We start from the raw sequence: 24,978 nt of genomic DNA on the forward strand, positions 1-24,978 counted from the left end.
GAACTACAATGTCAGTAAGGGTACACTTAACCTGCTGGCATTTTTTAATGAGGTGATGGAAATGAGTAAAAAAGTGTTGGAAATATCCGGAGTTTCCGTAGAACAGCTGGCGAATGCCTGCGGTACTCCGCTATATGTGTATGATGAGAACAAAATCACACAGAAAATGAGCCAGTTTCATGAGCTGTTTCAAAGTGAGAATTTTGAAACCGAGGTTCTGTATGCGTCCAAGGCGTTCTCCTGTAAGGCAATCGTTCAGATGGCGGCAATCCACGGTCTGTGTCTGGATGTTGTCAGCGGCGGTGAGTTGTATACCGCCATGCAGTCCGGCTTCCCAATGGAAAAAATCTACTTTCACGGCAACAACAAAACATGGGACGAGCTGATTATGGCACTGGAAGCAGGCGTTGGGTGCATCGTTGTCGATAATGCCATGGAATGCGAGCTGCTGGTAAAAGCGGCACAGCGTGTCGGCACCACCGTTCGTACACTGATTCGTGTAAATCCGGGCGTTGAGGCACATACCCATAAATATATTGTAACGGCACATCTGGACAGCAAGTTTGGTATCTCCATCAGCCGTATGGAGGATATCCGCAATATGATTCAGACGCTGACGAGTATTCCCAATGTCACCTTTGAGGGATTCCACTCGCATATCGGATCCCAGATTTTTGATAAGGATGCCTATGTGGCGGAAATTCAGACACTGATGAAATTTGTGAACGATATGCAAAAGGCATACGGTATCACCACGAAAGCATTAAATCTGGGAGGCGGCTTTGCGGCTTACTATACGAGTGAGGATCATCCGATTCCCCTGCAGGAGGTATGTCAGACAATTCTGGATACCTGCAAATGGGAGCGTGACCGTTATCAGCTGCCGTTGGAAAAGCTGATGATTGAACCGGGACGAAGCATTGTTGCGGAGGCAGGCTCCACCTTGTACCGCATCGGGTATCAGAAGCAGACGGAAAACAAAAAGTATATTTTTGTGGATGGCGGTATGTCGGACAATATCCGTCCGGCATTGTATCAGGCAGCCTATGCGTGTGATATTGCGAACCGTATGGACGAGGAAAAAAGTGAAACGGTGACCGTTGCCGGAAAATGCTGTGAGTCCGGAGATATTCTGGTGGAAAACGTCCGACTGCCGCGCGCACAGACAAACGATCTGTTAATCTTGTATACAACCGGTGCCTACGGCTACAGTATGGCAAGCAATTACAACCGTCTGGGCAGACCTGCTGTTGTGTTTGTAAAGGATGGTAAGGTACGCTTTGTGGTAAAACGTGAAACATATGAGGATATGTGCAAGCTGGAATGTGATGAGGAAATCAAGGTATGAATGTTGTAGAGAAGTATGGAGGAACAAGCGTCGGTACGATTGCACAGATTAAAGCAGTCGCAGCACATGCGGCGAAGCTGAAGGCACAGGGGGATCAGGTGGTCATTGTGGCAAGTGCCATGGGAAAGACAACCAACAAGCTGATTGCCATGGCAAAGGAAATCGGTGAGCATGTCAATGAGCGGGAGCTGGATTCCCTGCTTTCCACCGGTGAGCAGAGAACCATCACCCTGCTTGCAATGGCCATTGATGCGCTGGGCGTACCGGCGGTATCCCTGACCGGATACCAGTGCGGTTTCATAACAAGCGATCACCATTCCCATGCCCGCATCATGGATATCGACATTACGCGGCTGAAGCAGCATCTGGAGGATGACAAGGTTGTCGTGGTTGCGGGCTTTCAGGGAGCGAACGAGGTCGGTGACATCACGACACTGGGGCGCGGAGGAAGCGATACCACCGCCGTTGCACTTGCGGCCAAGCTGGGCTGGGAGTGCCATATCTTTACCGATGTCAACGGCGTGTATACCATTGACCCCAGAATGTACCCGCATGCGAAACGTTTGCACGAAATCACATATAATGAAATGATGCAGATGGCGTGTCTCGGTGCCGGGGTACTGGAAACAAGAAGCGTCGAGCTTGCCAGCAAGTACGGTGTCCGTCTGTATCTGGGAAGGGCACTGGAAGAGAATTTAGACAAAGGAACGTATATTATGGAAAAAACGAAGCATCTCGAAGATATGCCGATTACAGGAATCAGCATCAAGGAAGATTATGCAATTATGAGGGTAAACGATCTGCCCAATGACGGAAAATTTCTGAACTCGCTGTTTGCGATGATATCACAGCTGGATATCAATCTGGATACCATATCCCAGCAGCTAACCCATGACGGCAAGGTCAATTTTGCCTTTTACTGTAATAAACAGCAGTCGGATGTGATACTGAAAAATATTGATAAGCTGCATTCCCGCTACCCGATCTCCCGTCTGCTCGGGTTTGTGAAGCTGTCGATTGTCGGCGTCGGTATCTCCACACACAGTGGTATAGCCGCGAAGGTTCTGACAACACTGAGCGATCACAATATCCGCTATTATCAAATCACCTCCAGTGAGATTTCCATTTCCCTGACGATTGAGGAAAAGGATAAGCTGAAGGCGGTTGAGGTGCTCGGAAAGGCCTTTGACCTATGATACCGATAACCAAATATCATGGCTGCGGAAATGATTTTATCATTACCGACTGGGAGCTGTTAAAGGATCGAAGCATTGAGGATTTCGTCCTGCGCGTCTGTGACCGCCACACGGGAATCGGTGCAGACGGCTGTATTCTGGTGAAGCAGAAGCCGCTGGAAATGGTGTTCTACAATGCGGACAGCTCTCGTGCACCGATGTGTGGAAACGGTATCCGCTGCTTTGCGAAATACTGTTATGATGAAGGCATTGAAACCGCTGAGGAATACGATGTGGAAACACTGGCAGGCAGCAAGCATGTGACACGGGTATCTCTGAAGCCGTTTCAGGTACGTATCGATATGGGGACCTGGGATGATGATCCCAAAAGCATTCAGGTGGATACGCTGAAGGAGCCGGTCATGGGATATGAGCTGTGTATTGGTGATAAAAGCATACCGGTTTACAGCTTCTTTATGTCAACGGTACATACCGTTGTGTTTGTATCCGATGCCTTTGCCTTTGATTATAACGACATCGGGCATGCAATCTGTCATCATCCCCTGTACAGAGAACAGACAAATGTCAACTTTGTGCAGATCGTGGATGCGCATACTCTGCGTATGGTAACGTATGAGCGGGGTGTCGGAATGACACTGGCATGTGGAACCGGTGCCTGTGCCGCAGCACGCATCGCTCATGAACAGAAGGGCTGCGCAAACAATCTGAAAATTATAGTAAAGCGTGGAGAGCTGCATATCAACATTGATGAGCAGCAGCATGTCCACATGTTTGGTCCTGCCGAAAGGATCTTGAAAGGAGAAGTTGCATATGTTTAATGTTAAAGGAAGTATTGTCGCTCTGGTAACTCCGTTTCATGAGGATGGAAGTGTGAATTTTGATAAGCTGAAGGAAATTCTGGAATGGCATGTGGAAAACGGAACGGATGGTATTCTGGTTCTGGGGACAACCGGGGAATCCAGCACGATGACGCATGAAGAGGATGATGCGGTCGTAGAATGCACCCTGCAGACTATCAAAGGAAGAATTCCTGTTATTGTCGGCAGCGGCTCCAACTGTACGGAAACAGCCGTTGATAAAAGTAAAAAGTATGCCGCTATGGGAGCCGATGCGCTGCTGGTGATTTCTCCCTATTACAACAAGGCCAATGCGCAGGGCATGATTGCCCATTTCACTGCGGTAGCGGATGCGGTCGACAAGCCGATCATTCTCTATAATGTACCGGGCAGAACCGGATGCAGTATCAGTGAGGAGGCTGTTAAGGTGTTAAGCAAACACCCGAATATCTGCGGAATCAAGGAAGCAAGCGGAAACATCGCATATGCCGCAGGCATTGCGCGGTATCTGAGTGATGATTTTGTTATGTTCAGCGGAAACGATGACATGGTCATCCCTCTGTTATCACTTGGCGGCAGCGGTGTCATTTCCGTATGGGCGAATATCATGCCGAAGGAGGTGCACGAAATGGTGCACAATTACCTGAGCAATGACACGGATGCAGCGCTTGCTACACAGTTAAACTATCTTGATCTGATTCACGCCCTGTTTATCGAGGTCAATCCGATTCCTGTCAAGGAAGCCCTGAACATGATGGGCAAGGCTGTCGGCGGATACCGTCTTCCGTTATGTGAAATGGAGGAAACACACCGCAAGGCACTGTTACATGAAATGAAAGAGGCCGGTCTATGTTAAATGTACTTGTTGCAGGCTATGGGAAAATGGGAAAAATGATTGTGGAAACCATTGAGCAGAGCGACGATATGAAGGTCGTTATGATTGCCGACGGTACCAATCATCCGGATGTATCCACCCTGCAGGAGCATGTGGATATCATCATTGACTTTTCTCATCCGGACAATCTGACCTGGATCAAGCCGTTTGTACTGGAGCATGCATGTGCCTATATCTGCGGCACCACCGGGCATAATGATATTCAGAAGCGCCAGGTGGAAGAGCTGAGCAGTGTGGCACCGGTTGTATTTCAGGCAAATTTCTCTCTTGGAATCGCAGTTTTTCAGGAGGTTCTACAAATGATTACACCGATGCTGGAGGAAAGCTTTGATATGGAGGTTGTGGAAAAGCACCATAACCAGAAGCAGGACGCGCCAAGCGGTACCGCCAAAATGCTGGTAGCTGCCATGAACAGGGAGCATACATACCGGGAGGTACACGGAAGGAACGGTTTTGTAGGGAAACGACAGAAGGAAATCGGTATACACGCCGTGCGCGGCGGCACAGTTGCAGGGGAGCATGATGTTTACTTTTTCGGAGATGATGAAATCTTCGAAATCAAGCACACTGCCAACAGCCGTAAAATTTTTGTGAACGGGGCATTGCGCGCTGCACGCTTTGCCGTTACACAGAAGCCGGGTATGTATACCATGAAGGATATTCTGTTCGCATAAGGAGGAAGTCATGGACGCAAAGGAAATTATCGCATTTATACAAAACGCAGAAAAAAAGACACCGGTAAAGGTGTATCTGAAGGAAAAAAAGCCGGTTGCTTTTCCGGACTGTAAGGTATTCGGGACCGACAGCAAGGTCATATTCGGTGACTGGAAGATCATTGAGCCAATCCTGAAGGAGAATGCGGAAAGCATCGAGGATATGGTCGTGGAAAACGACTGCCGCAATTCCGCTGTACCGCTGCTGGATAAAAAATATATCAATGCACGGATCGAGCCTGGGGCAGTCATCCGAGATCAGGTGGAAATCGGTGACAATGCCGTTATCATGATGGGCGCTATTATCAATATCGGTGCCATCATCGGTGAAGGTACCATGATTGATATGGGTGCTGTGCTGGGCGGCAGAGCGACTGTTGGAAAGCATTGTCACATCGGTGCAGGGGCCGTTCTTGCGGGGGTTATCGAACCGGCAAGCGCAACTCCTGTCATTGTGGAGGATGATGTATTGATCGGTGCAAATGCCGTGGTGATCGAGGGAGTGCATATTGGAAAAAATGCCGTGGTTGCGGCAGGTGCTGTGGTCATTGAGGATGTTCCTGCTAACAGTGTGGTCGCAGGATGCCCGGCTCGCGTCATCAAGGAAAAGGATGCAAAAGCCACAGAGAAAACCGAGCTGGTTGACGCATTGCGCAGTTTGTAGAATCTAAATGAGAAAAGCGGATCGAAGCATGACCCGTTTTTTTCAGCTGTTCGTGGCATCCGGTGAATATCCCTTCGTATAGGCAGCACAGCTTAGATACAACAACGCTGATTCTATTTGAAAACATGCATCACAAAACTCTATTAAGCATTATCATAAATAAATTTCTTGTGAAAACAGTACATCCGATAATACGCTTTGCACAATGATAGGCCTCAGTGGAATGACTCCCATCAGTGTATCTGCAAGATGCTGTCTGAGCATAGATACCCTGCTGGAACTGTGTTATAATAATCGGGTAATCCGGAGGTATGTTATGAAACGTTCATTATCCTGGCTGGAGCTGTTATGGTATCTGCCGCTATATATCATCAGTGTATATTACCACCTTAATTCCGTCATGGTTTTAGTCATCGTGGCTGTGGGGTATACCATATCGCATTATCATAAATATACAAGCAGTGCGGAGTATCGCGAGCACTATAAAAAATCCTTCCTGTTTGTTCATACAAAGGATACCTATGCCACCCTTCAAATCAGCTGTATCTGGGGGATTTTGTTTTCTTTGGTATGCTGTGTCTATTTCTTTCTGCACGATACCACAGCCGGTTTCTACAGTCTGATTCCTGCCGTTTTGCCGCTGATTCTGCTTCTGTATATCCGCAAAGCAAACAAAAAAACACACTGATTACTGTGTCAGTATCCAGTGTGTAATATCCTGATGAATGGCTTTCTGTACGTGAGAGTCATTTTCTTTTGTATACAGGCTGTTTTGAAGCAGGGAAAGCAGATTACTGTTCTCATACAGATCCAGCAATGTAATCGACGATTTTTCCTTTATATAAGAAGTATTTCGCAGCTGCGAATCGTTCATTGCACACAAAATCTGCTTCACATAGGCATCATAGATTCCAAGCTTTTCCACATCCTCTCGCTGTGCCAGCGGACGCAGATTATTCTCCAGCAAGGTGTTTATGCCCTCCTGTGAGCGTACCAGCTGTAAAAAGGCAAAGACAGCATTGGGATAGCGTGTCTTCTGATTGGCCATAAAGCCGTATACATCCAGCATGGGACGAAGGGATGTATCGTCATAGGACGGCATCGCCGTAAACTGGAGATGCATATCTGCATATGCCGTTGAGCTGTCAAAGCTTGTATCGTTCATAATGAGGCCACTCACATAACGTCCGTCCTCATAAAAGGCTTCATCATCTAGTGTATCATCATGCAGATCCAAAGCCGTATGGAAGCTGCGGTATCGGTGCAGCCGTTCTTTAAATAACGACGATTGTACAACGGTTTTCATAGATACTGCCGCGTCCTCCTCATCCTCACGGTCAAAGAAAAACGGTATGGTATAAGCAAGCGTGCGATTCTGATAATATACATCCTTTTTTCCTGCAAGGCTTTTGAAATCATCAAAATCACCCGCTGTCAGTCCCCGCTGCTTCGCGGTATATGTATTATAAACAAAGACCAGTCCTTTTCCGCACACAGGAAAGAAGCTGTCCTTTATAGCTGTTCGCTCAAGCTGGGCGGGCCAGGGATATTCCAGATGCTGCTTAATTCCGGTAAGTGGATAAGCGGGAGCTGTTTCATTCAATGCATCCGTATCCTTGACCCACACCAGATCATGAGCCTGCAGGGATTTATCCTCCTGTGAAAAATGCAGTGCATTACGATATTCGGGGTAGGTCTTATTCCAGAGTGCTCCCAGAGCATCGGATAAGCCCTCATCCGGCAGATAGATATTCAGGCGTGCCCCCGGTTCGATTTCATAGCGGTCCTCCTTCATATGGATATCCGCAGGCTGTGAAGCAGCGCCACTGCAGCCCTGCATCAGCAGCACCGGTATGCACAATAAAAGCTTCTTCATATGCATCCTCCTCGTGATGCAAGTATAAAAATAATACACTGAAAAAAGTGTCGAAATCGCTTTCTTTTCTCAATTAACGATTGACATTTTTCGCCACGTATAGAATACTATACGTATAAGGGGGTTTTCACATGAATTATTTAAAACGCTTATATGAGGAGCTGGAAAAGCAGTGCAAAAGCCATGCAAAGGAAATTTACAATTATGCAATTCCGCAGTCCTGGAATCTGTATGGATACCGTCCAGCAAAGAGCATCCGCAGCAGAGAGCTGCTTGTACATCCGTATGAGTTTTATCTTTTCACTCTGCGCAATATCCTGAAGGATGCGGATGGAAACTGGAAACAGCCGCAGCTTACGAAAGAGAAACCCTCTGATAAAAGAGACTGGCTAAAGCATGCCAGTGTGTATTCTCTCATGGTTCGCACAGCAACCGCCTGGGACCATGATCGCGACGACCGCCTGGTGAGTGACAATCTTTACCATCTCAACGATAACGGAACCTTTCTGAAAAGCATCCTGCTGCTTCCGCTGCTGAAGCGCATGGGTGTCAACACTCTGCTGCTGCATCAGATTTTTCCGCTTTGCAAAACGCAGAATGCACATGATTATCCGGTCAAGGAGGCCGTCACAGATTTTCGAAGCATCGATGCGCTGCTGCAGGACAAGCTAGTCAGAAAGCTGGATGCCAAAGAACAATGCGCCGCCTTTCTGGAGGCCTGTCATCTGCTGGGATTCCGTGTAATTCTGGAATACTGTCCCGGCAAGCTGGCAAGAGAGAACAGCTATTATAAGGAACATCCGGAGTGGTTTTTCTGGTATGACAGCGATCAGCAAAACGCTTATCACCCGCCTCGCTGCAATGCACTGCCCCAGAATACCCTTCCCTTCACCTATGCCCTGAAGGATTTTTACCGAAGTGCGGATGTCCAGCAGCATATCGCCCTGTTTCAGGAGGCTCCCGCTGGTTTGCATAAGTTTGAAAGCTTAAGAGAAATCGAAAGAGCCCTGCATACAACAATTGCTCCATCCATGGTGGATCAGATCAATGCCGCTATCCCTGCCGAGCTGGATACGACCATATGGCGCATGTATGAGGACATTCACACGCAGGTTCCCAAGGATATAAGAGCACAGGCCAAGCCATACCTGATGCAGGATATCATCCGCTATGACCTCCATCCGGCGAGAAAGCCGATGACAGCGTTGTGGGATTACCTGTGTGAAAATATCAGCTGGTATCAGCAGGAGCTTGGTATAGACGGCATCTTTCTGGAAAAGCCGTATCTGCTTCCGGAAAAGCTGCAAAGGGCTATGGCCAAAGCAGCAAGAAAGCAGAGGAAATCCTTTGTCATGATAGCCGAGGATACGGTGAGTGACAACAGTACGTTATGGCTGAATAAAGGCTATGATGCCATATCCGGCAGCGGGGCCTATGAGGAAAGTGATGTATGGAATTTTAAATTTCACAGCTTCAGCTATCGACTAAAGGGAAATGCCTGTTTGATGTTTGCGGCCTGTGAGTCCTATGATTCCCGCCGTATCGCCAGTGTGGAGGGTAATACCGCTGCGATTATGCTGACGGTGATGAATCAGTTTCTGCCAAATGGAATTCCGTTCATGATGAATGGTGTGGAGTCCTTTGAGGTGCAGCCGATGCAGCTGAGTGAATACGGCGATTTTAAATATCTGAACGCATTGCCTAAGGAAGATCCCCGGCATCGCAGACAGGCATATTTGGATGAATACTGGTTTGATTACCGCAATCCGAATCTTCCTGTGCTTCCTGCCTTGCTTGAGAAGACAAGCGCTATCCGGAAAGCCTATGAAGAAGCTGTTACGGATCCGAATGCCTGTATTCCCGTATGGTTTGACTCTCCAAGAGATTACGGTATCGGGTTCACCTACATAAGTGCACAGAAAGCACTGCTGGTTGTATGCAATACCAACGTGCATGACAGTGTACTGTTGCACATACATACGGAAAACATGATCTGCGAGCTGCCGTTTACCCCGGCCTCCCTGCAACAGATTTTTTCCACAAAAGACCCGTTTACTCATGATATCATGATGGACAGCTTCCAGAATATACCACTGGAATTTGATCCGGGAGAGGTAAAGTTTATAGAATTAAAGCCGGAATGACTAGAAACGTTTGTTTCTTCAAACCGGCTTTTCTTTCGCTCCTTTATCCGTTATAATAAGCATAGGTGATCGTATGTACAGATTAAAAGAAGATACCATGGCAGAACTGGAAATCAAAAAAAGCAGATTTCTCTGTTATCTGCATAAAAGCTTTTCCGAAGCGAATGCCAAGGAGTTTATACAGCAGATCAAAAAGCTTCATCCAAACGCAAGGCATCACTGCTATGCCTTTATCATCGGAGAACAGAATGAGCTGCAGCGAAGCAATGACGATGGGGAGCCACAGGGGACAGCCGGTGTCCCCATGCTGGAATGTCTGGCAAACCGTCAGATGCAGGATACCGTTGCGGTAACCGTCCGCTATTTTGGCGGTATTAAGCTGGGAGCCGGAGGACTGATTCGTGCCTACTCAAAAAGTGTATCCAATGCACTGGATCAAGCCGTCATTACACAGAAGCAAAAACGCCTGGTGTATTCCATGACCTTCAGCTATGAGCTGATTGGAAAGCTGGATCACTATTTCCGGCAAAATGAGGTTGCTGTTTTAGATAAGGATTACGGAGAACAGGTTACCTATCTCTGGATGTGCAAAGAGCCTCTGGATGCGGATATGGCAGAGATTACAAACGGGCGCTTTCTACCGGAATTTATAGAGGAACGCATCGTTGATGTGGAAGTCTAATGCTGTCGCCGTCTGATATCTTGTGATGATTGTTGGAAGGATTGATGCTGTGACCCAAAGGGTATACGGTTATATTGAAGAAGAAATGGACACAGAGATTTCTATCCTGCATGAGCAAAGAATTTAATAACTCTCTGCAAACTCGGATTTCAAGCTTGATTCCCGCATGAAACAGGAGTGTAAAATTCGCTCAATGCTATTTGAAGAACATGACAGTATTTTTACAGGAAGCTATGGAAGCAGTGGTCACCTGTACTTTTATCCTTTCTATGCCGATAGGTTCCCAGTATAAGAAGTCCGAGGAACATACGGAGATGAATGAGAAGATTTTCAGCTTTGACGGTCCTACATGTGCAGGCGCATGCAGATTATTCCAAAGCAATAACAGCCAAAATAGCAGGAGTCATCATTGATTTCTGCTTTTTTATCGTATCTCCTGAAATGCTGTACGGGATAAAGCAGTATAAAAAAAGAAGAATCATCATCCTTCTCTTATACGATTAACAATGTCTGATAAAGAAATGCTCTGCATCCCGTTCATAAACCGACAGGAAATTCAAAAGAAAGCGCTGTGCCAGAGAAGCCGGCTTTACCGAAGCCTTTGCCTCATCAAAGGTAAACCAGGCAGCACGGTCCACTTCCCATGTACTTACATTCTCCAGGCATTCACTGTCAATAACCACAGCAAAATTGAAAATCAATGTGTTGGTTTTCGGGAAATACTCACTGCGCAGAAAACGGTATTCCAGCACCTTTCTTCCAATCTCCTCCTGCATCTCCCTGATCATGGCATCCTCTGCACACTCTTCCTTATTGACGTAGCCTGCGACCAGTATATTATTGGGCTTTCCATACTGCTGTATCATCAGAATTTTATCCCGCTTCGGATTCAGTGTCACCATGGAAATCGCTGTACTGAAAATAGGAAATCGATATGCGCGACAAGCTTCACAAAAGGGAACCATCCCCTCATGCTCCAGCTCCTTCATATGCAGCTTCTCTCCGCATTCATAACAATATTTCATAACGTCACCTCACAATCATATCTATTATACGCCTGTTTATATTCGACATGCAAAAGAAAGAAACCTCTCGGTTTCTTATCTTAGCTCTTTTACCAGCTTCCAAAGCTCGCTGTAGGATACAAAGCCAATGGCATCACATTTCTCCTTTGCCACCTGACGCTGCTTCTTGACATTTCCTTCATGCACCCTGTTCAGATTGTTTTTATCCATCATGTACTGCACATAGGAGAATTTTTTCAGCAGGAACCAGTTTGCGATGATGTTGTTAATACATTCTTCCTTATCATCGCATTTCGCAAGAATGTCTCTCAGATTTACCAGCTGGTAGCTCGCGATCTTCTGAGCAAGTTCATACATTTCATCATAGTTCAGGAACAGCTTTGCATCAAGCTCTCTTTGTACAATACCAGCCTTGCGGTTTCTCTCGAAAAAGCTTTCCACCGTATCCAGCAGGGTATCAACACTTTCCTTGTTTACACTTAAGGCGATAATCTCATTCCGCGTTCCTTCATATTCATTCTCCGGTTCGCTCATGACATAATACAGCGCCTTTGCCATCACATATTCCTCTTTATCTCCCAATGTAAGAATAATCGCCTTCTGGTGTTCATCAAAGCTTCCATATACAACATACGGACATTTGATTGTTCCCTTCGGCAGTTTAAATGAATCCTTGTAGCGTATAATCTGATTGGCGATCGCATCCTTGTTGATGTTCAGCCTCAGATTTGCACAAATTTTCAGATTATGATCCTTTTCAAAGAGCTGCGAAAGGATAGTGTAGTCGTCCTCTTTTCCTTCTGCTGTTTCTATGATGGAAAGATAATCTTCTAGGAAACCATTGAATTCACAGATACCGGTATCTGCTTCTCTTACGTCTTTTACTTCACATAAAATATCATAAATAGCCATAGTTCTCTCCTCCTTTCCCTGTCGTATTTTACATTTGAAGATAAAATGAACTATGTATGTCTATATGGATACAGATTCACCTTCATAACCAGTATATGATGTTTATCTGCCGAATTATTCCTATTTCTTAAAAATGTAAGGGGATTCCTAACTTAATTTTACAACCTTTTGAGAATTTTTCAACATATTTTTCCATAATTGGTCGTTTTCTTCTCATATTTCTTCCGCAATCCATCCAGAACAGGGGGATTACTGCCTATATTTTGCATATGCTTACAAATGGCAAGGTATATGTAAACAGGAAGGGATCTTCGGATTCCATAAGAAAAGAGACTGTAAAGCACATAAGAAATACTTTTCTGCCAATCATGTGCATACCGCCTGAAAAGAAAAAGACGGATATCCGTCCATTCTAATTATGTAATTGCCCGCAAAAGCTGGGAAGCAGAGCGCAAACGATTTCTGCCGATATCGCGGAGGCCGCAGCACAGTTTTTCTCAAATTCCCCGATTCCTTTATGCCCCGCCGTATCGGTTATCGTGCGTATGGCCAGAAAGGGAAGCTTGTTCACATAACAGACATGGGCAACAGCTGCTGTTTCCATATCGGTGCATAACGGGGTAAAACCAGTCAAAATCTGTTCTCTGTTTTCCTAGTCACACGCTGTTCACCGCTTACCATTGTTCCAAATAAAATCACCTGCTTTGTTGTATTGCTGTAGGCTTTCGCAGACTGCAGTAGGTTTTCATCTGCATAAAAATATACACTGTCCATCCAGGGATGAAACTCTGTCAGAATATCATCCGCCACATCATGATAGGCGATTCTCTCGGAAATTACGGTATCAAAAAGCTGCACTTGTTCCTGTATGCCCCCTGCAGTACCTGCGTTAATGATACAGTCCACTGCAAAGCAGTCAATCAGCAGCTGTGCCGCAATTGCCGCATTCACCTTACAGACACCGCTGTATAAAAGGACCACTTCCACACGATCAATGTTTCCGCAATGAAAGACGAGCATCGCTTTCTCGATTACTTCAGTCTCCTTTACATATGGTAAAAATGCCGCCAGCTCTGTATCACCGGCACACAGTATTCCAATTTATTTCATATATGACTCCATTTCTCCGCTTTCTTATTCGGATACAAATATCACATGTAAATTATTTTAAATTGTTTATTTTATCAGAGTTTCTTTCACGCTATTCTTTCCTTCAGCTTCCTTCCCCATGCTTTGTTTTCGTAACCCTTTTCATGCAGGACTGTACCTCATCTTTATGTATTCCAAACAGTCTGCTTTTATATTATCAATCCTTAAAATACCAGTGATTGTCCTTTAACGTACGTAAATCCTGTGGATATAGGGCCGGTACTTCCAATAACACCGTCTTTGATGTTCCTGTATCCCATGTATAAAAGCGATACACCGGTATAACATATGGCAGATAGGAGACATATCCTTCCTTTCTTCCACCATAGGACAGCTCCACATGCAAAATTTCAAGTTCATCAATAGAAAATTCAGAAGGCTCCAGCGTGCTGTAAAACCCTCCCTGATGCATGACCTGTTCTGCTTCTTTCCTGCTCATGATAGTAAAATCCTGCAGCTGCTCCAAATTTTTATCATATGGAAAACTCAGATAATATACACCATCTCCCGCATTTGTTAGTGTGGCACCCTCTTTTACCTGATACAGCAGGCTCTTTTTATCATCATCCTCTGCCTGAAAGATTTCCGTTTCGCAAATCATTGTTCCATTTCCCATACTGATATTACAGCTCGTTTGAATATCTCCTCTTTGAAAGGAGAACAGCTCAGGATATGTCTTTATCAGCTCTTCTGCAATCTTTTGCTGCTGTGTTCTTGTACCTTCCTTCTTATCTGTATGCAAAATCAGGCGCAATTCCCCGTTTCCATCTGCCATAATATCTGTGATGTTAAGTATTTTCGATGTTTTTTTCTTTATTGTCTGAAACAGCTCTTCCGCTTTCTTTTTATGCTTCTGCATTTCTTTTTCCGGGATAGAGTCCAAATTCGCTCCATTACCATACTGTTTTCTGAAAACAGGTAGGGTGCTTTGTATATCCAGGCGATCCTTCTCATACGGCATTTCTTTTATTTTTTTCTTTTGTATGAAAGCCTTATCCGTAACCCCCATCCCTCCTATCATATACGTCTTTGTCTGCGGCTCATAGGTTTCCTTTGGTATCACACGATCCTGTGCTGATCCGGTTTTACTTTCCTTTGCCTGTTCCTGCACCGTACCCGGTACAGCTTCATCCGCTGCTTTATTTTTTTCTATGCTGTTCGCAATCTGCGCGGCGTTTTCCGGCTGCTGTGATAGTGCATTCCTATCATATACATTGAAGCAGATAACAATAACGACACACAGGGCTGTACAGCCATAGATGAAGCGTAGCTGCTGTTTCTGACGGCGCTGTGGATGTTCCTGCTTTGCTGCTGCATTACGTATCCTTTGCTTCAGCTCCTCACTCATATGTATCTGATTCAGCTCCTCGCGATATTTTCTCATTGCCTGTCACCCTCTTCCAGTTTGTTTTTCAGCTGCTTTCTTGCCCGATGCAGCCATGTCAGAATCGTCGCCTCTTTCCTTTGCAGTATATCCGCAATCATAGCAACGCTCAGCTCCTCATAATAAAACAAATAAATAACATTGCGATACTTTACAGGCAGCTGCATTACCTCATACAGCAAACCGAAATCTGTATTCTCTTTCACTTTAGCCAGATTTTCCTGAAGCTCCACCGTTTTGCGAAGCCGCTGGTATTTCCAGTAATCCTTGCAAATGTTAACAGTAACCCGTAGTACCCATGCCTTTTCATGGGTTGTTGATGTAAACTGCGGCTTCTTCTTCAGAATACGCAGAAAGACGTCCTGTGCAACATCCTGCGCATCTGCGATATTCCCCATATTCTGCAGGGCAACCCGATACACCATATCGCCATAAACCTCCAGCAGCTCATCCAGATCCCCGCACAGCTGTTCCCTTTCATTCATAAGTTTTCTCCTTCATGTGTAAAACGATCAGCATCCGCATAACATTTCATAAATTCCAATTTCACTATTGAAAATGCACTGCGGTAACCTTCAGCCTATCTTTGGCTTTTCCTATGACTGCGTGCAGACTATACGGCAGCTTATCCGTATGCACACCCCGTTCTATCCAATCTACCACTTTTATATGACTGCAATACATTTTAATTTCCTGATATTCATATTTTAAAGCATATGTTAATACCGCCTTACTTGCAAGAATTTCTCCTCCGACAGCACCTATCTTCTTCATCTTTTCATTTTCATGTATTATATTTTTCATTTTCATCACGATGCCATCCTTTGAAGCAATTATCCAAAATGCATAAAACCTGCGGGTATCCGCATGAAACCCTCCACATACATACCCCGCAAGACTTCCATTCATGATGGTTTTGTTCTCATACTGCAGACTTTGATTCACACGATAACAAAAATCATTCCAAAGCTCATTTATGGATGCTGTGGAAGCTGCGAAACAGCTGTCTGCCAAGTAATCGAGAAAAAAATCCTCCGCCTGTGCATAGGAAGAAAACACCCTGCCAAAAGCATTGGAGTACCCTATTATATTACGTTCATAGTCATTGACGGTATCGTATATACCAGGCTTATATCCTCTTAAGACAACATAATATTTCCGTTGGTCTTGCATGCTTGTAACATTTACATAATTTCTGCGTATTTCCATATATTTTTTTAAATGCCAGTAAAGCTCACAGCCCATTTTTCTACCATACTGTTTTATACAGTGAAGATAGATAGCTTTGAAATCTGAACAGGAATTACCGATCTGATCGTATTCAAAATCAAAGAGAGCGTGATAGATGGTATCCCTCAGAATTATCCTTTTTCTGATATCCGCTACATACATCCAGTATTCACACAGTGCCTGAAAGCCTTTATCCCCGCTTATAACTGCGATATCCTGTTGCATCCCCTGTCCGCATAGCTCTCCTATTTTTGAAGCGATATAAAAATCCAGCGCATTCTTTCCCCTTTTATACAGGACGACAGATTGAATGGAAATGCCTTTTTCAGCTGCTTCCCTTAATTTACCGTTTTCAACATTTTCTTTATCCCCCATATTATAAAACACGAATATTCTATCATCCTTCTTGAGCATTTCTATACCATATAGACCTTCTTCATGCACATTCTCATAATCTATCATATACCACATTGCCTGCTCTCCCTTCAATTCAATCATATGTTTGCCCGTCATTTTTTTATTATATCAGAATTTGTACTGCTATAAGCTTTACATTCCTGGATTTATAGTGTAAAACACATCAATATAGCTGCTGCCTCTATTCAAACATCATTTGAATTTGTGATAAGATTCGCAATACATCAACTTTTCACCTTTTTGTTTACTTCATAAGCATCTCGGTTTAAAATATAAGTATTATGCGAGGTGATAAAGGATGAAAAAAGAATTATTGCTGTCATTGCTGGAAACAAACGCAAGATACTCCACCAGAGATTTGGCGGATGTATTGCTGGAGGATGAGGAAAGTGTCATCCACACTATGAGTGATCTGGAAAAGAAAAAGGTCATTTGTGGCTACCATACAATTATCAACTGGGAAAAGACCAATAAGGATAAGGTCATGGCACTGATTGAGGTGGATGTTACACCGGAGCGTGATTTCGGCTACGATCGCGTTGCCAAAAACATCTACCGCTATCCGGAAGTCGATACCATGTATCTGATGAGTGGAAAGAGTGAATTTATTGTCATTATCTATGGAAGAACCATGCAGGAAATATCTAACTTTGTCGGTGCCAAGCTGGCAACAACAGAAAATGTCGTTTCCACATCTACCTTTTTCGTGCTAAAGGAGTATAAGGTCAACGGTATTGTTCTGGATGAAGAGGAAAAACCGAGTGAACGACTGGTGGTGACACCATAATGTATGAGAAATTTTTAAGTAAGCACGTACAAACCATCAAGCCAAGCGGCATTCGAAAGTATTTTGACCTTGCCAGTGAAATGGAGGGTGTGATTTCTCTGGGGGTAGGAGAACCGGATTTTGACACACCGTGGCATATTCGTGAGGCTGCCATATATTCCATAGAAAGTGGAAAAACACACTATACAGCAAATCAGGGCCTTTTGGAGCTGCGTGAGGAAATCTGTCTTTACCAGAAGCGCCGGTTCCAGCTGGATTATGACCCTGTGGATAATGTCATTGTCACGGTAGGCGGTAGTGAAGCCATCGATATTGCCATGCGTGCCATTGTAAATCCCGGAGATGAGGTCATTTTGATGGAGCCAAGCTATGTAGCCTATACACCGAGTGTTGAGCTGACCGGCGCAGTACCGGTGCATATTAAGCTGGAGCACGAGGATCAGTTCAAGCTGACCCCGGAGAAGCTGAAAGCCGCAATTACACCGAAGACCAAAGCAATTCTGATGAATTTTCCGAGCAATCCGACCGGCGGTGTGATGACGAGGGAGGACTATGCAAAGCTTGTCCCCATACTGAAGGAGCATGAAATTATCGTAATCAGTGATGAAATCTATGCAGAGCTTACCTATGACGGTACCTTCTGTTCACCTGCGAATTTCAATGAAATCAAGGATCAGGTTATCATCATCAGTGGATTTTCCAAGGCGTATGCCATGACCGGCTGGCGGCTTGGCTATGTTCTTGCGAACAAGACCTTCACGGATGCGATGAATAAGATTCATCAGTATATCATCATGTCCGCTCCGACAGCTGCACAATACGGTGCCATTGATGCCATGCGCAACGGTGATATCCATGTCGCAGAAATGCGGGAATCGTATATGACAAGAAGAAACTTCATTACGAAGGGCTTCAACCGCATCGGTCTTCCAACACACCTGCCACACGGCGCCTTTTATATCTTCCCGGATATTCGCGGTACCGGTTTAACCAGTGATGAATTCTGTGTTCAGCTGCTCGAGGATCAGCGTGTAGCCTGTGTACCAGGCACTGCGTTCGGCGATGCAGGCGAGGGCTTTATTCGTGTATCCTATGCCTACAGTATCGACCATATCCGTGAGGCTATTGAGCGCATTGATCTTTTCATGGATAAATTCCGGCAGAAATAAATTTACAGACCTTCTGCATGCATAACGAGGCATGTTTATGCTTAAACACTGAAAGACTCAGACAATCCTTATAGGAAGGATAAAGCCTGAGTCTTTTTATTTATCTAAGTTTTTTCTTACGGTATGTTTATCAGCGGAATCAAGCTTTACAAAAGTCTGCCGTAATGCCCTGTTTCTTATGCATTACAGCTCCAGCTCCAGCTGTTCGATTTCCTTTTTCTCGACTACCCTCATGCATGTTTCTCCTGCAAGCGGAGCCTCCAGACGATCGATGAGAAATTTTACATTGGCAAATGCCGTTCTGCGATACTCCATCAACGGCTTCACATATCTTCGAAATACATCCCTGGAAAAGAACTCCTCTGCCTGTTTATCGCTGCCATAGCTTAGATTCCATGCGGTAAGTGCCAGCTCCAGAAAGCTGTTTTTCTGATCCTGACCTGCATTCCACAATATAGCGTTTAAAGGATTCAGAAAATCGGAGAAAAGCTCCTCCTTCTTTTCCTGCATATTGCGCTCCAGCACCGAGAAGGAAGCTGTCTCATGCTCTGAAAGCAGCGCACCTTTTTCCATAGCAATACTGCGATATTCCTCAAAAAGCTCTATTACGAAGGATAGATCCGCAATTGCCTGCGTGTTTCCGATACTGTCGAGGATGAAATGATTTTTATATGGCAGGATGGCATACTGCACCATGCAGGGTAGTGTCTGATTGCGCAGCAGGAAGCTCAAAGAATCTGTAATCCCCTTTACGCCATACAGCGTTCTGCCCCTGCGATCCATTACAAAGGTATATTCCTGCTCATACATCATAACATACAGCTGCTGCTTACGACAGCCTTGAAACCTTGCAATACAGGCAGCGTCCTCTTTCGGCAGCTGAGGATGAAGCTTGAGGTATTGTGAAATGAGACGCCTGCTTGACTGTTCATTGCGGAACACGATCGTACTCCCCACATGGCACAGATGCTCCATATTGTCCATGGTTACTTTTGCCTTCTTATTCTTTGTCCGATATGCGTACAGGAACAGTCCGCTGAGCAGATTGATGACATGCTTTGCCTCCTGTGCAGGTAAATGATCCATACGAATTTCTCCCTTACTTTTTATATGTATATAGTAGCATACTTTCAAGCATTATGCGCCGCTTATTTCACATTCCTGTTCCCTGCGGACAAGGACATGAATCCATTTCTTGGAGCGGAAGCGCCATAGTGTAACCATAGCCTTTACCAGCTCATCACTGAAGGACAGTGCAACAACCCAGTGAAGCGGCAGCCTCCAGACAGCAGCCGCAAGAAAGGACATGGGGATTGCGACACACCATATACCGATCAAATCACAGAACATACAGAACTTCGTATCGCCTCCGGAGCGCAGAATCCCGCATATATGTACATATGACATCATTTTCGGTGTGGTATACAGCGCATAGGCGATCAATGTAAGATTCAGCATCTGGCTTGTGGCAGCATCATAATTGTAGATATCGATAATCCTGCCTTTCATAAGAAGCAGGGCTGCTGTCATAACCAGGCAGAAGCCGATATTGATTCCAATGAAGACTCTTCCATACGAATACGCCAGCTTTGTATGATTTCTTCCCAGCTCATTCCCGATCATGACAGCACAGGCATTCCCCAGTCCGAAAAACACGCATTGAAACAGGTCATTGATTACACTTGCCACCTGCACAACGGCAACTGCACTCGTTCCCAGCAGACCGTACGCTATAAAGCAGACCGTCGTTCCGATACTCCATGCACTTTCACTCATAGCCACCGGAAGAGCAGTTTTCACTACACGCTTCATCAGTGGTACATCCAGTCTGCGAATGGTCGCACCGTCAACTGCCAGCGGATGGTCTTCACTGAAATAAACATAGCCCAGGATTAGCAGCATTTCCACAAATCTTGCGGTCAACGTAGCGATAGCAGCACCCTCAACGCCCAGCCTCGGCAGATGAAAATTGCCGAATATCAGTCCGTAATTCAATACGGTATTGACGGTTATCGCCAGGACGCTGGCAAGGGTAGGTACCTTCAGATTATGAATGGCACGCGAATTAAAGCTCATAAGAAAAGAGAATGCAGTCATGAGATACGTAAAACAGGTTATACGCAGATAGGAGGCACCGATTGCCACAACATCCGGTTCTCTTACAAACAGATGCAGAATCTGCGGTGCAAACACCAGCGCCAGCCCAACGGTAAACAGGGCAAGGAAAAATCCGATGCGCATTTCGATTGCAATCACCTTGCGGATATTTTCTACATCGCGGATTCCCCAGTACTGGGATACATAAATACTCGAGCCGCTGTAAATCCCAAAACAGATAATGGAGAATATAAAGTATACCTTATTTGCCGCCCCTACAGCTGCCAGCTCACCCACACCGATACTTCCAATCATGAAGGTATCGATCATATTCAGACTCAATGAAATAATCTGCTGTAAAACAATCGGCAGTCCGATTGTCAGAAGCAGCCGTACAAAAACCTTTCCGTCTATCATGCTATCACCTCAAACTGTGAGTAATTTTACCATACTTTTATGCTGGCAGGCAATGATGCTTATAAGCATAGGAGCGCTTTTTGTAAGAATTAAAAAAGAAAAACCGTTTCGACAGGCTGCTGATATATGTGATGGAAACCTGATGCCGCAGGGCTTTCCTTTTTGCTTCATGTAAGCTTTTGCGTTTGAAAAAAGGACGGCGCAGCGTCCTTTTTCATGTATCATGCTCAGACTTCATGATACAGCGACATCTGTAAACAAAGGATGTCAATCGCCATGGGATGATAACATCATTCCTGACATCTTTATTATACCGCAGAATCATGAAAACACCTACGTACAATTTACCGCAATAATACGGTAATTTTGGACGAAGCTGTCCTTTTTAAATTGTGCTATACTGATGATGTGATGAACTATGAAACCTTATTTTTTATATCCGGTACTGGAGCAGCTGATCGTCTCTCCCTTTTGCACAACCTTTCAGCTGGCGAAACAGGTCGGACTGTCTGAAAAAACCGTACGGACGTATCTGAAGCAGGCAGATGCTTTACTAGCTGCATTCTCATTGACGCTTACACGAAAACCCGGATGCGGAATAACACTTTCCGGAAGCAGGGAAAATATGATGAAGCTGCAAACTTATCTGCTTGATGAAAAAAAGCGCTGTCCTCTTATATTGCCAAGGGAGCGTGTCAGCTACATCCTTTACAGTCTGCTTCGCTTTTCACGTCCACTGCGCATGTTTCAGCTGGAGGAAACACTCCATATATCTCGCAGCTCTCTGTATGCAGACATACGAAAGGCTGATCAATGGCTGCGGACCTATCAGCTGTCCATCTCCCATACAAGAAGTGGTATACAGATATTGCAAGGAGAAAAGCGCATTAGCAAAGCATTGGCACAGCTGGTTAACGAGCTGCATGAAGCCCGTACCATAACCTTCCACAAGCCGCTGAATGATTTTGTTGAAGCATGCTTTTCAGACAATACCGTAAAAAGGAACATCCTGCTTTATATCCGTCAGTTCGAAGTATGCAGCTTTTTACAGCTGAATCAGGCGGATAAGGAATATGTCAGTGTGTTGTATTATATTGCACTGGATCGTATATCCAGAGGAAATCATGTGCATATGCACAATCCAAATCCATTGCAAAAGACGGCGCTGTTTCAACAGTTGATGCACCTGCGCAAAGAAATAGAACATCATCTGCAGCAGACAATTCCCGAGGAAGAGCTTTCCTATGCCTTATCTGTCCTTCTGACATTGAAGAACACCAATACCGGTTTATTGCAAACGCCGGAAATACAGGCAGCCTGCAAAGAAATCCTGCGGCGGTTCACACCGCCGATTTATGCACGTTACCCTAAAATCGACAGTGATACGTTTGAAAAGCGGCTCTTTCAGCATTTATCGAATGTTCTGGAAAAATCCGTCTATTATTATGAATATGACAATCCGCTGAAGGATGCTATGAAAGCTAAATTTCCGATTCCCTACCAAATGGCTTCCTCCATGAAAGAGATTGTACAGGATATCTGCGGCCTGCAGCTTCCGGAGGATGAAATATCCTACATCACCCTTCATATAGCTGCTGCTTTGCAATACACACTGCAGCCGCTGGAGGCAGTCTTTTTATACGAGCATCGCTACAGTGAGCTTATTTTTTCCTTACGGCTGCTGCAAACGCATATCCAGGAGGTGAAAATCCAACGTGTAATACGATGGCAGGAGGTTAGCGAGCCGGATAGTTGGATGCATTATCCTGTCATATTTTCCACCTTTCCCCTTACCGTACCGCCATCTGTTCACTGGTATCAGATTCCCATGCTGCCGGATCAGACATTTCTACAACGGCTGCGGGATGATATCCAGAGTTTGTTCAATCATCAGAATCATTTCTAAACCACAGAAAAAGGGACTGTACATGCAGCCCCTTTTTCTCATAAAATATACCGCTGTATTGCTTTAGCAACCCCGTCATCCATGTAATCTGCAGTTACAATATCGCAGGATGCCTGAATTTCCTCAGCAGCATTTGCCATGGCTACAGTAAGTCCCGCTTCCGCAAACATGGGAAGGTCATTCATGGCATCACCGAAAGCCATAAATTCCTCCTTCTTCAAATGCAGGGATTGCAGTACAGCTTTTATAGCATTCCCTTTATGAACACCACCGGCAGTGATATCAAAGCTGATAGGCTGATAATCGGTTACCGTGATGTTGTCTATACATTCTATCTGTTTTCTGGCTTTTAATAGCCGATCCGTCTGCATATCATAGACCAGTATCTTCGCAATATCATGAGCATGGTGCTTCAGCTCTTCCCAACTCATGCCGGTAAAGGATGTTACCTGAACATCTGCCGGCAGCTGATTATTTATATGATCGTAGAGAAATCTCTCATCATAAGGCTCATGCGTAAAGAATTCGTGCTTTCCCTTGAAAAAGGCACGTGCGTGTGCATGCTCCTTCAGCACATCAATAATCTGATACAGGACATGCGGCTCTATCGTATGCATGATACACTTCGTCCCTATTTCGTATATCGCTCCGTTAGAGGAAATCACCCTTACGGATGGATGAATTTTTTCCGCAATCATCCTTGTAAAGCAGTAAGGACGTCCGCTGATCAGATATATCTGAATGTTTTGTTTTATACATTCCTGCAATGCACTAATATTTTCATCACTTACCGAGTTGTCCCTTCTCAGCAGGGTTCCATCCAGATCAAGACCTATGAGGCGAATTTCAGGCATAGGAGTCTTTCAGAATAGCCTCCAGCTCCTCTCTGCTTCCGAATGGCAGATGATCCAGAACTGGAGATGCCAGAATTTCCTGAAAGTCTTCCTCACTGACTCCGAAATCCTTCAGCTTCTTGTGAAGCCCGATTGTTTCCAGGAATTCAATCATTGCCGTATATAAATCGTCACTGCCAAACAGCTTTGCGACATCCGCAAAACGCTCCTTGTTTTTATCTGCCATATGCTGAATGAAGGCAGGGAAAACGACAGCCAGTGCTTCCCCGTGCGGCAGATGTACAATTCCGCCAATAATTTCAGAGAGCGGATGCGGTGCACTTGCACCGGAATTAGCCAGTGCGCGGCCAGCCAGTGTGTCGGCAAGACACATGTTTGTACGGAATTCCAGATTCTGCGGATCTTCCAGTACATGTGGCAGATGATCAATCACCAGTCGCATTGCCTCCATGGAATCCATTGCGCTGTAAGGAGATGCATTGGCATTGATGTAGCTCTCAAACGCATGGGTAAACGCATCAAAGCCGGTAGCGGCACTCATGCGCTTTGGCAGGGTCAGCATCAGCTGCGGGTCCAGAATCGTTTCCTGTGAAAAGTTATCCGGATGAAAGAATGTGATTTTCTCTTTTCCTCTTGTGATGACAGCCGCCTGTGTTACCTGAGAACCGGTTCCTGAGGTTGTCGGTACACTCAGCAGGGGCAGGTGTTTTTCACTGTAGGAAGGATAATATGCAAACGGTGAGCTGTATTCGTTAAACAGATGATCCCAGTCAATCGACTCTTTACCATTCGCAAATGCAATCGCCTTTGCTGTGTCAATCGAGCTTCCGCCCCCGACTGCCAATACAAAATCGGCAGGCTGCTCCTTCAGCATGGCAAATCCCTGTTCTACGATTTCCACACTTGGATTGGGTTCTACCTTATCAAAATGAATAACGCTGATACCTTCCGCATCCAGCAGTTTCTTCACACGTTCATATAACGGCTGCAGGGGAGCATCCGGTGTTGTTACAAGAAAACAGGTCTTTCCATAGCCTCTGCAAACATGCCCCAGCTCATTCAGCTGACCTGCACCGAAATGAATCTTTGTAGGCTGATAATAATGAAACATAATACATACCTCCTCTTTACAGCTTCATTATACGTGTTTTTTCACCGCTGTATAGAACACAACTATACAGAGTGCTTCCATAATGATACGGAAAAAAATACAGGGAGATATTTACCGCATCCTTATGGAAACAAAGGTTGCATGATGAAGGCCCTAATATGCACAG

At 45.1% G+C, this 24,978-nt stretch carries 24 protein-coding genes; 12 read left to right on the top strand and 12 right to left on the bottom strand.

The features are described from left to right. Positions 1 to 61: 61 nt before the first annotated feature. From lysA to ACESPQ_RS11795, 7 genes are all read left to right on the top strand, one after another. Entirely contained in the window at positions 62 to 1,348 is a 1,287-nt protein-coding gene (gene lysA / locus ACESPQ_RS11765; protein WP_257379224.1) for a diaminopimelate decarboxylase, read from the top strand. Then, entirely contained in the window at positions 1,345 to 2,544 is a 1,200-nt protein-coding gene (locus ACESPQ_RS11770) for an aspartate kinase (protein WP_008818304.1), read from the top strand. The genes lysA and ACESPQ_RS11770 overlap by 4 nt, the downstream gene beginning before the upstream one ends. Continuing rightward, positions 2,541 to 3,362, top strand: coding sequence for a diaminopimelate epimerase (gene dapF / locus ACESPQ_RS11775; protein WP_257379223.1), 822 nt, complete (start codon positions 2,541 to 2,543; stop codon positions 3,360 to 3,362). The genes ACESPQ_RS11770 and dapF overlap by 4 nt, the downstream gene beginning before the upstream one ends. Further along, positions 3,355 to 4,236, top strand: a complete 882-nt coding sequence (gene dapA / locus ACESPQ_RS11780) for a 4-hydroxy-tetrahydrodipicolinate synthase (protein ID WP_257379222.1) — start codon at positions 3,355 to 3,357, stop codon at positions 4,234 to 4,236. Before dapF ends, dapA begins: the two co-directional genes overlap by 8 nt. After that, entirely contained in the window at positions 4,230 to 4,949 is a 720-nt protein-coding gene (gene dapB, locus ACESPQ_RS11785; protein ID WP_002607053.1) for a 4-hydroxy-tetrahydrodipicolinate reductase, read from the top strand. Before dapA ends, dapB begins: the two co-directional genes overlap by 7 nt. A gap of 10 nt (positions 4,950 to 4,959) precedes the next feature. Continuing rightward, positions 4,960 to 5,652: a 2,3,4,5-tetrahydropyridine-2,6-dicarboxylate N-acetyltransferase gene (gene dapD / locus ACESPQ_RS11790; protein WP_002607052.1), complete on the top strand. Its 693-nt coding sequence runs from the start codon at positions 4,960 to 4,962 to the stop codon at positions 5,650 to 5,652. Between the two features lie 316 nt (positions 5,653 to 5,968). Continuing rightward, complete coding sequence (locus ACESPQ_RS11795) at positions 5,969 to 6,340, top strand: hypothetical protein (protein ID WP_002607050.1); 372 nt, start codon at positions 5,969 to 5,971, stop codon at positions 6,338 to 6,340. Here ACESPQ_RS11795 and ACESPQ_RS11800 read toward each other — a convergent pair whose 3' ends face one another. Further along, positions 6,341 to 7,528, bottom strand: a complete 1,188-nt coding sequence (locus ACESPQ_RS11800) for a hypothetical protein (RefSeq protein ID WP_373144388.1) — start codon at positions 7,526 to 7,528, stop codon at positions 6,341 to 6,343. Positions 7,529 to 7,659: 131 nt separating this feature from the next. Between ACESPQ_RS11800 and ACESPQ_RS11805 the strand changes: the two genes are divergently transcribed. Next, positions 7,660 to 9,672, top strand: a complete 2,013-nt coding sequence (locus tag ACESPQ_RS11805; RefSeq protein WP_257327643.1) for a maltodextrin glycosyltransferase — start codon at positions 7,660 to 7,662, stop codon at positions 9,670 to 9,672. 73 nt (positions 9,673 to 9,745) lie between these two features. After that, positions 9,746 to 10,354, top strand: a complete 609-nt coding sequence (locus ACESPQ_RS11810; protein WP_373144389.1) for a YigZ family protein — start codon at positions 9,746 to 9,748, stop codon at positions 10,352 to 10,354. A 500-nt stretch (positions 10,355 to 10,854) separates the two neighbouring features. Here the strand turns inward: ACESPQ_RS11810 and ACESPQ_RS11815 are convergent, their stop codons facing one another. From ACESPQ_RS11815 to ACESPQ_RS11845, 7 genes are all read right to left on the bottom strand, one after another. Beyond that, the gene (locus ACESPQ_RS11815; protein ID WP_002607046.1) at positions 10,855 to 11,379 is read right to left on the bottom strand and encodes an NAD(+) diphosphatase; all 525 of its coding nucleotides are present in this window, start codon (positions 11,377 to 11,379) and stop codon (positions 10,855 to 10,857) included. A gap of 75 nt (positions 11,380 to 11,454) precedes the next feature. After that, the gene (locus tag ACESPQ_RS11820; protein ID WP_002607045.1) at positions 11,455 to 12,291 is read right to left on the bottom strand and encodes a hypothetical protein; all 837 of its coding nucleotides are present in this window, start codon (positions 12,289 to 12,291) and stop codon (positions 11,455 to 11,457) included. 412 nt (positions 12,292 to 12,703) lie between these two features. Then, complete coding sequence (locus ACESPQ_RS11825; RefSeq protein WP_254224977.1) at positions 12,704 to 12,925, bottom strand: hypothetical protein; 222 nt, start codon at positions 12,923 to 12,925, stop codon at positions 12,704 to 12,706. Then, entirely contained in the window at positions 12,922 to 13,392 is a 471-nt protein-coding gene (locus ACESPQ_RS11830) for a 5'-methylthioadenosine/S-adenosylhomocysteine nucleosidase (RefSeq protein WP_336245479.1), read from the bottom strand. Before ACESPQ_RS11830 ends, ACESPQ_RS11825 begins: the two co-directional genes overlap by 4 nt. 205 nt (positions 13,393 to 13,597) lie before the next feature. After that, positions 13,598 to 14,824 carry a hypothetical protein gene (locus ACESPQ_RS11835; RefSeq protein WP_217780203.1) on the bottom strand — a complete coding sequence of 409 codons (1,227 nt, stop codon included), beginning with the start codon at positions 14,822 to 14,824 and terminating at the stop codon, positions 13,598 to 13,600. Then, positions 14,821 to 15,309: an RNA polymerase sigma factor gene (locus ACESPQ_RS11840; protein ID WP_373144390.1), complete on the bottom strand. Its 489-nt coding sequence runs from the start codon at positions 15,307 to 15,309 to the stop codon at positions 14,821 to 14,823. The genes ACESPQ_RS11835 and ACESPQ_RS11840 overlap by 4 nt, the downstream gene beginning before the upstream one ends. Before the next feature lie 64 nt (positions 15,310 to 15,373). Then, positions 15,374 to 16,552: a viroplasmin family protein gene (locus ACESPQ_RS11845; protein WP_373144391.1), complete on the bottom strand. Its 1,179-nt coding sequence runs from the start codon at positions 16,550 to 16,552 to the stop codon at positions 15,374 to 15,376. Positions 16,553 to 16,769: 217 nt separating this feature from the next. Between ACESPQ_RS11845 and ACESPQ_RS11850 the strand changes: the two genes are divergently transcribed. Then, the gene (locus ACESPQ_RS11850) at positions 16,770 to 17,258 is read left to right on the top strand and encodes an Lrp/AsnC family transcriptional regulator (protein WP_002607040.1); all 489 of its coding nucleotides are present in this window, start codon (positions 16,770 to 16,772) and stop codon (positions 17,256 to 17,258) included. Then, a complete protein-coding gene (locus ACESPQ_RS11855) occupies positions 17,255 to 18,427 on the top strand; it encodes an aminotransferase class I/II-fold pyridoxal phosphate-dependent enzyme (protein WP_373144440.1) in 1,173 nt (390 codons plus the stop codon). Before ACESPQ_RS11850 ends, ACESPQ_RS11855 begins: the two co-directional genes overlap by 4 nt. A 183-nt stretch (positions 18,428 to 18,610) precedes the next feature. Here the strand turns inward: ACESPQ_RS11855 and ACESPQ_RS11860 are convergent, their stop codons facing one another. Together ACESPQ_RS11860 and ACESPQ_RS11865 are read right to left on the bottom strand one after the other, a co-directional pair. Next, on the bottom strand, positions 18,611 to 19,513 hold the full coding sequence (locus ACESPQ_RS11860) for a hypothetical protein (protein WP_109770591.1): 903 nt from the start codon (positions 19,511 to 19,513) through the stop codon (positions 18,611 to 18,613). A gap of 51 nt (positions 19,514 to 19,564) precedes the next feature. Continuing rightward, on the bottom strand, positions 19,565 to 20,941 hold the full coding sequence (locus tag ACESPQ_RS11865) for an MATE family efflux transporter (RefSeq protein WP_002607037.1): 1,377 nt from the start codon (positions 20,939 to 20,941) through the stop codon (positions 19,565 to 19,567). Between the two features lie 418 nt (positions 20,942 to 21,359). Between ACESPQ_RS11865 and ACESPQ_RS11870 the strand changes: the two genes are divergently transcribed. Continuing rightward, positions 21,360 to 22,847 carry a BglG family transcription antiterminator gene (locus ACESPQ_RS11870; protein WP_373144392.1) on the top strand — a complete coding sequence of 496 codons (1,488 nt, stop codon included), beginning with the start codon at positions 21,360 to 21,362 and terminating at the stop codon, positions 22,845 to 22,847. 38 nt (positions 22,848 to 22,885) lie between these two features. On the opposite strand, the gene ACESPQ_RS11875 is transcribed toward ACESPQ_RS11870, so the two are convergent. Next, positions 22,886 to 23,701, bottom strand: a complete 816-nt coding sequence (locus tag ACESPQ_RS11875) for an HAD family hydrolase (protein ID WP_373144393.1) — start codon at positions 23,699 to 23,701, stop codon at positions 22,886 to 22,888. Beyond that, complete coding sequence (locus tag ACESPQ_RS11880; protein WP_002607034.1) at positions 23,694 to 24,812, bottom strand: iron-containing alcohol dehydrogenase; 1,119 nt, start codon at positions 24,810 to 24,812, stop codon at positions 23,694 to 23,696. Before ACESPQ_RS11880 ends, ACESPQ_RS11875 begins: the two co-directional genes overlap by 8 nt. Positions 24,813 to 24,978: the final 166 nt, after the last annotated feature.

The sequence above is a fragment of the Clostridium sp. HGF2 genome (assembly GCF_964240115.1).
Classification (GTDB): domain Bacteria; phylum Bacillota_I; class Bacilli_A; order Erysipelotrichales; family Erysipelotrichaceae; genus Clostridium_AQ; species Clostridium_AQ innocuum.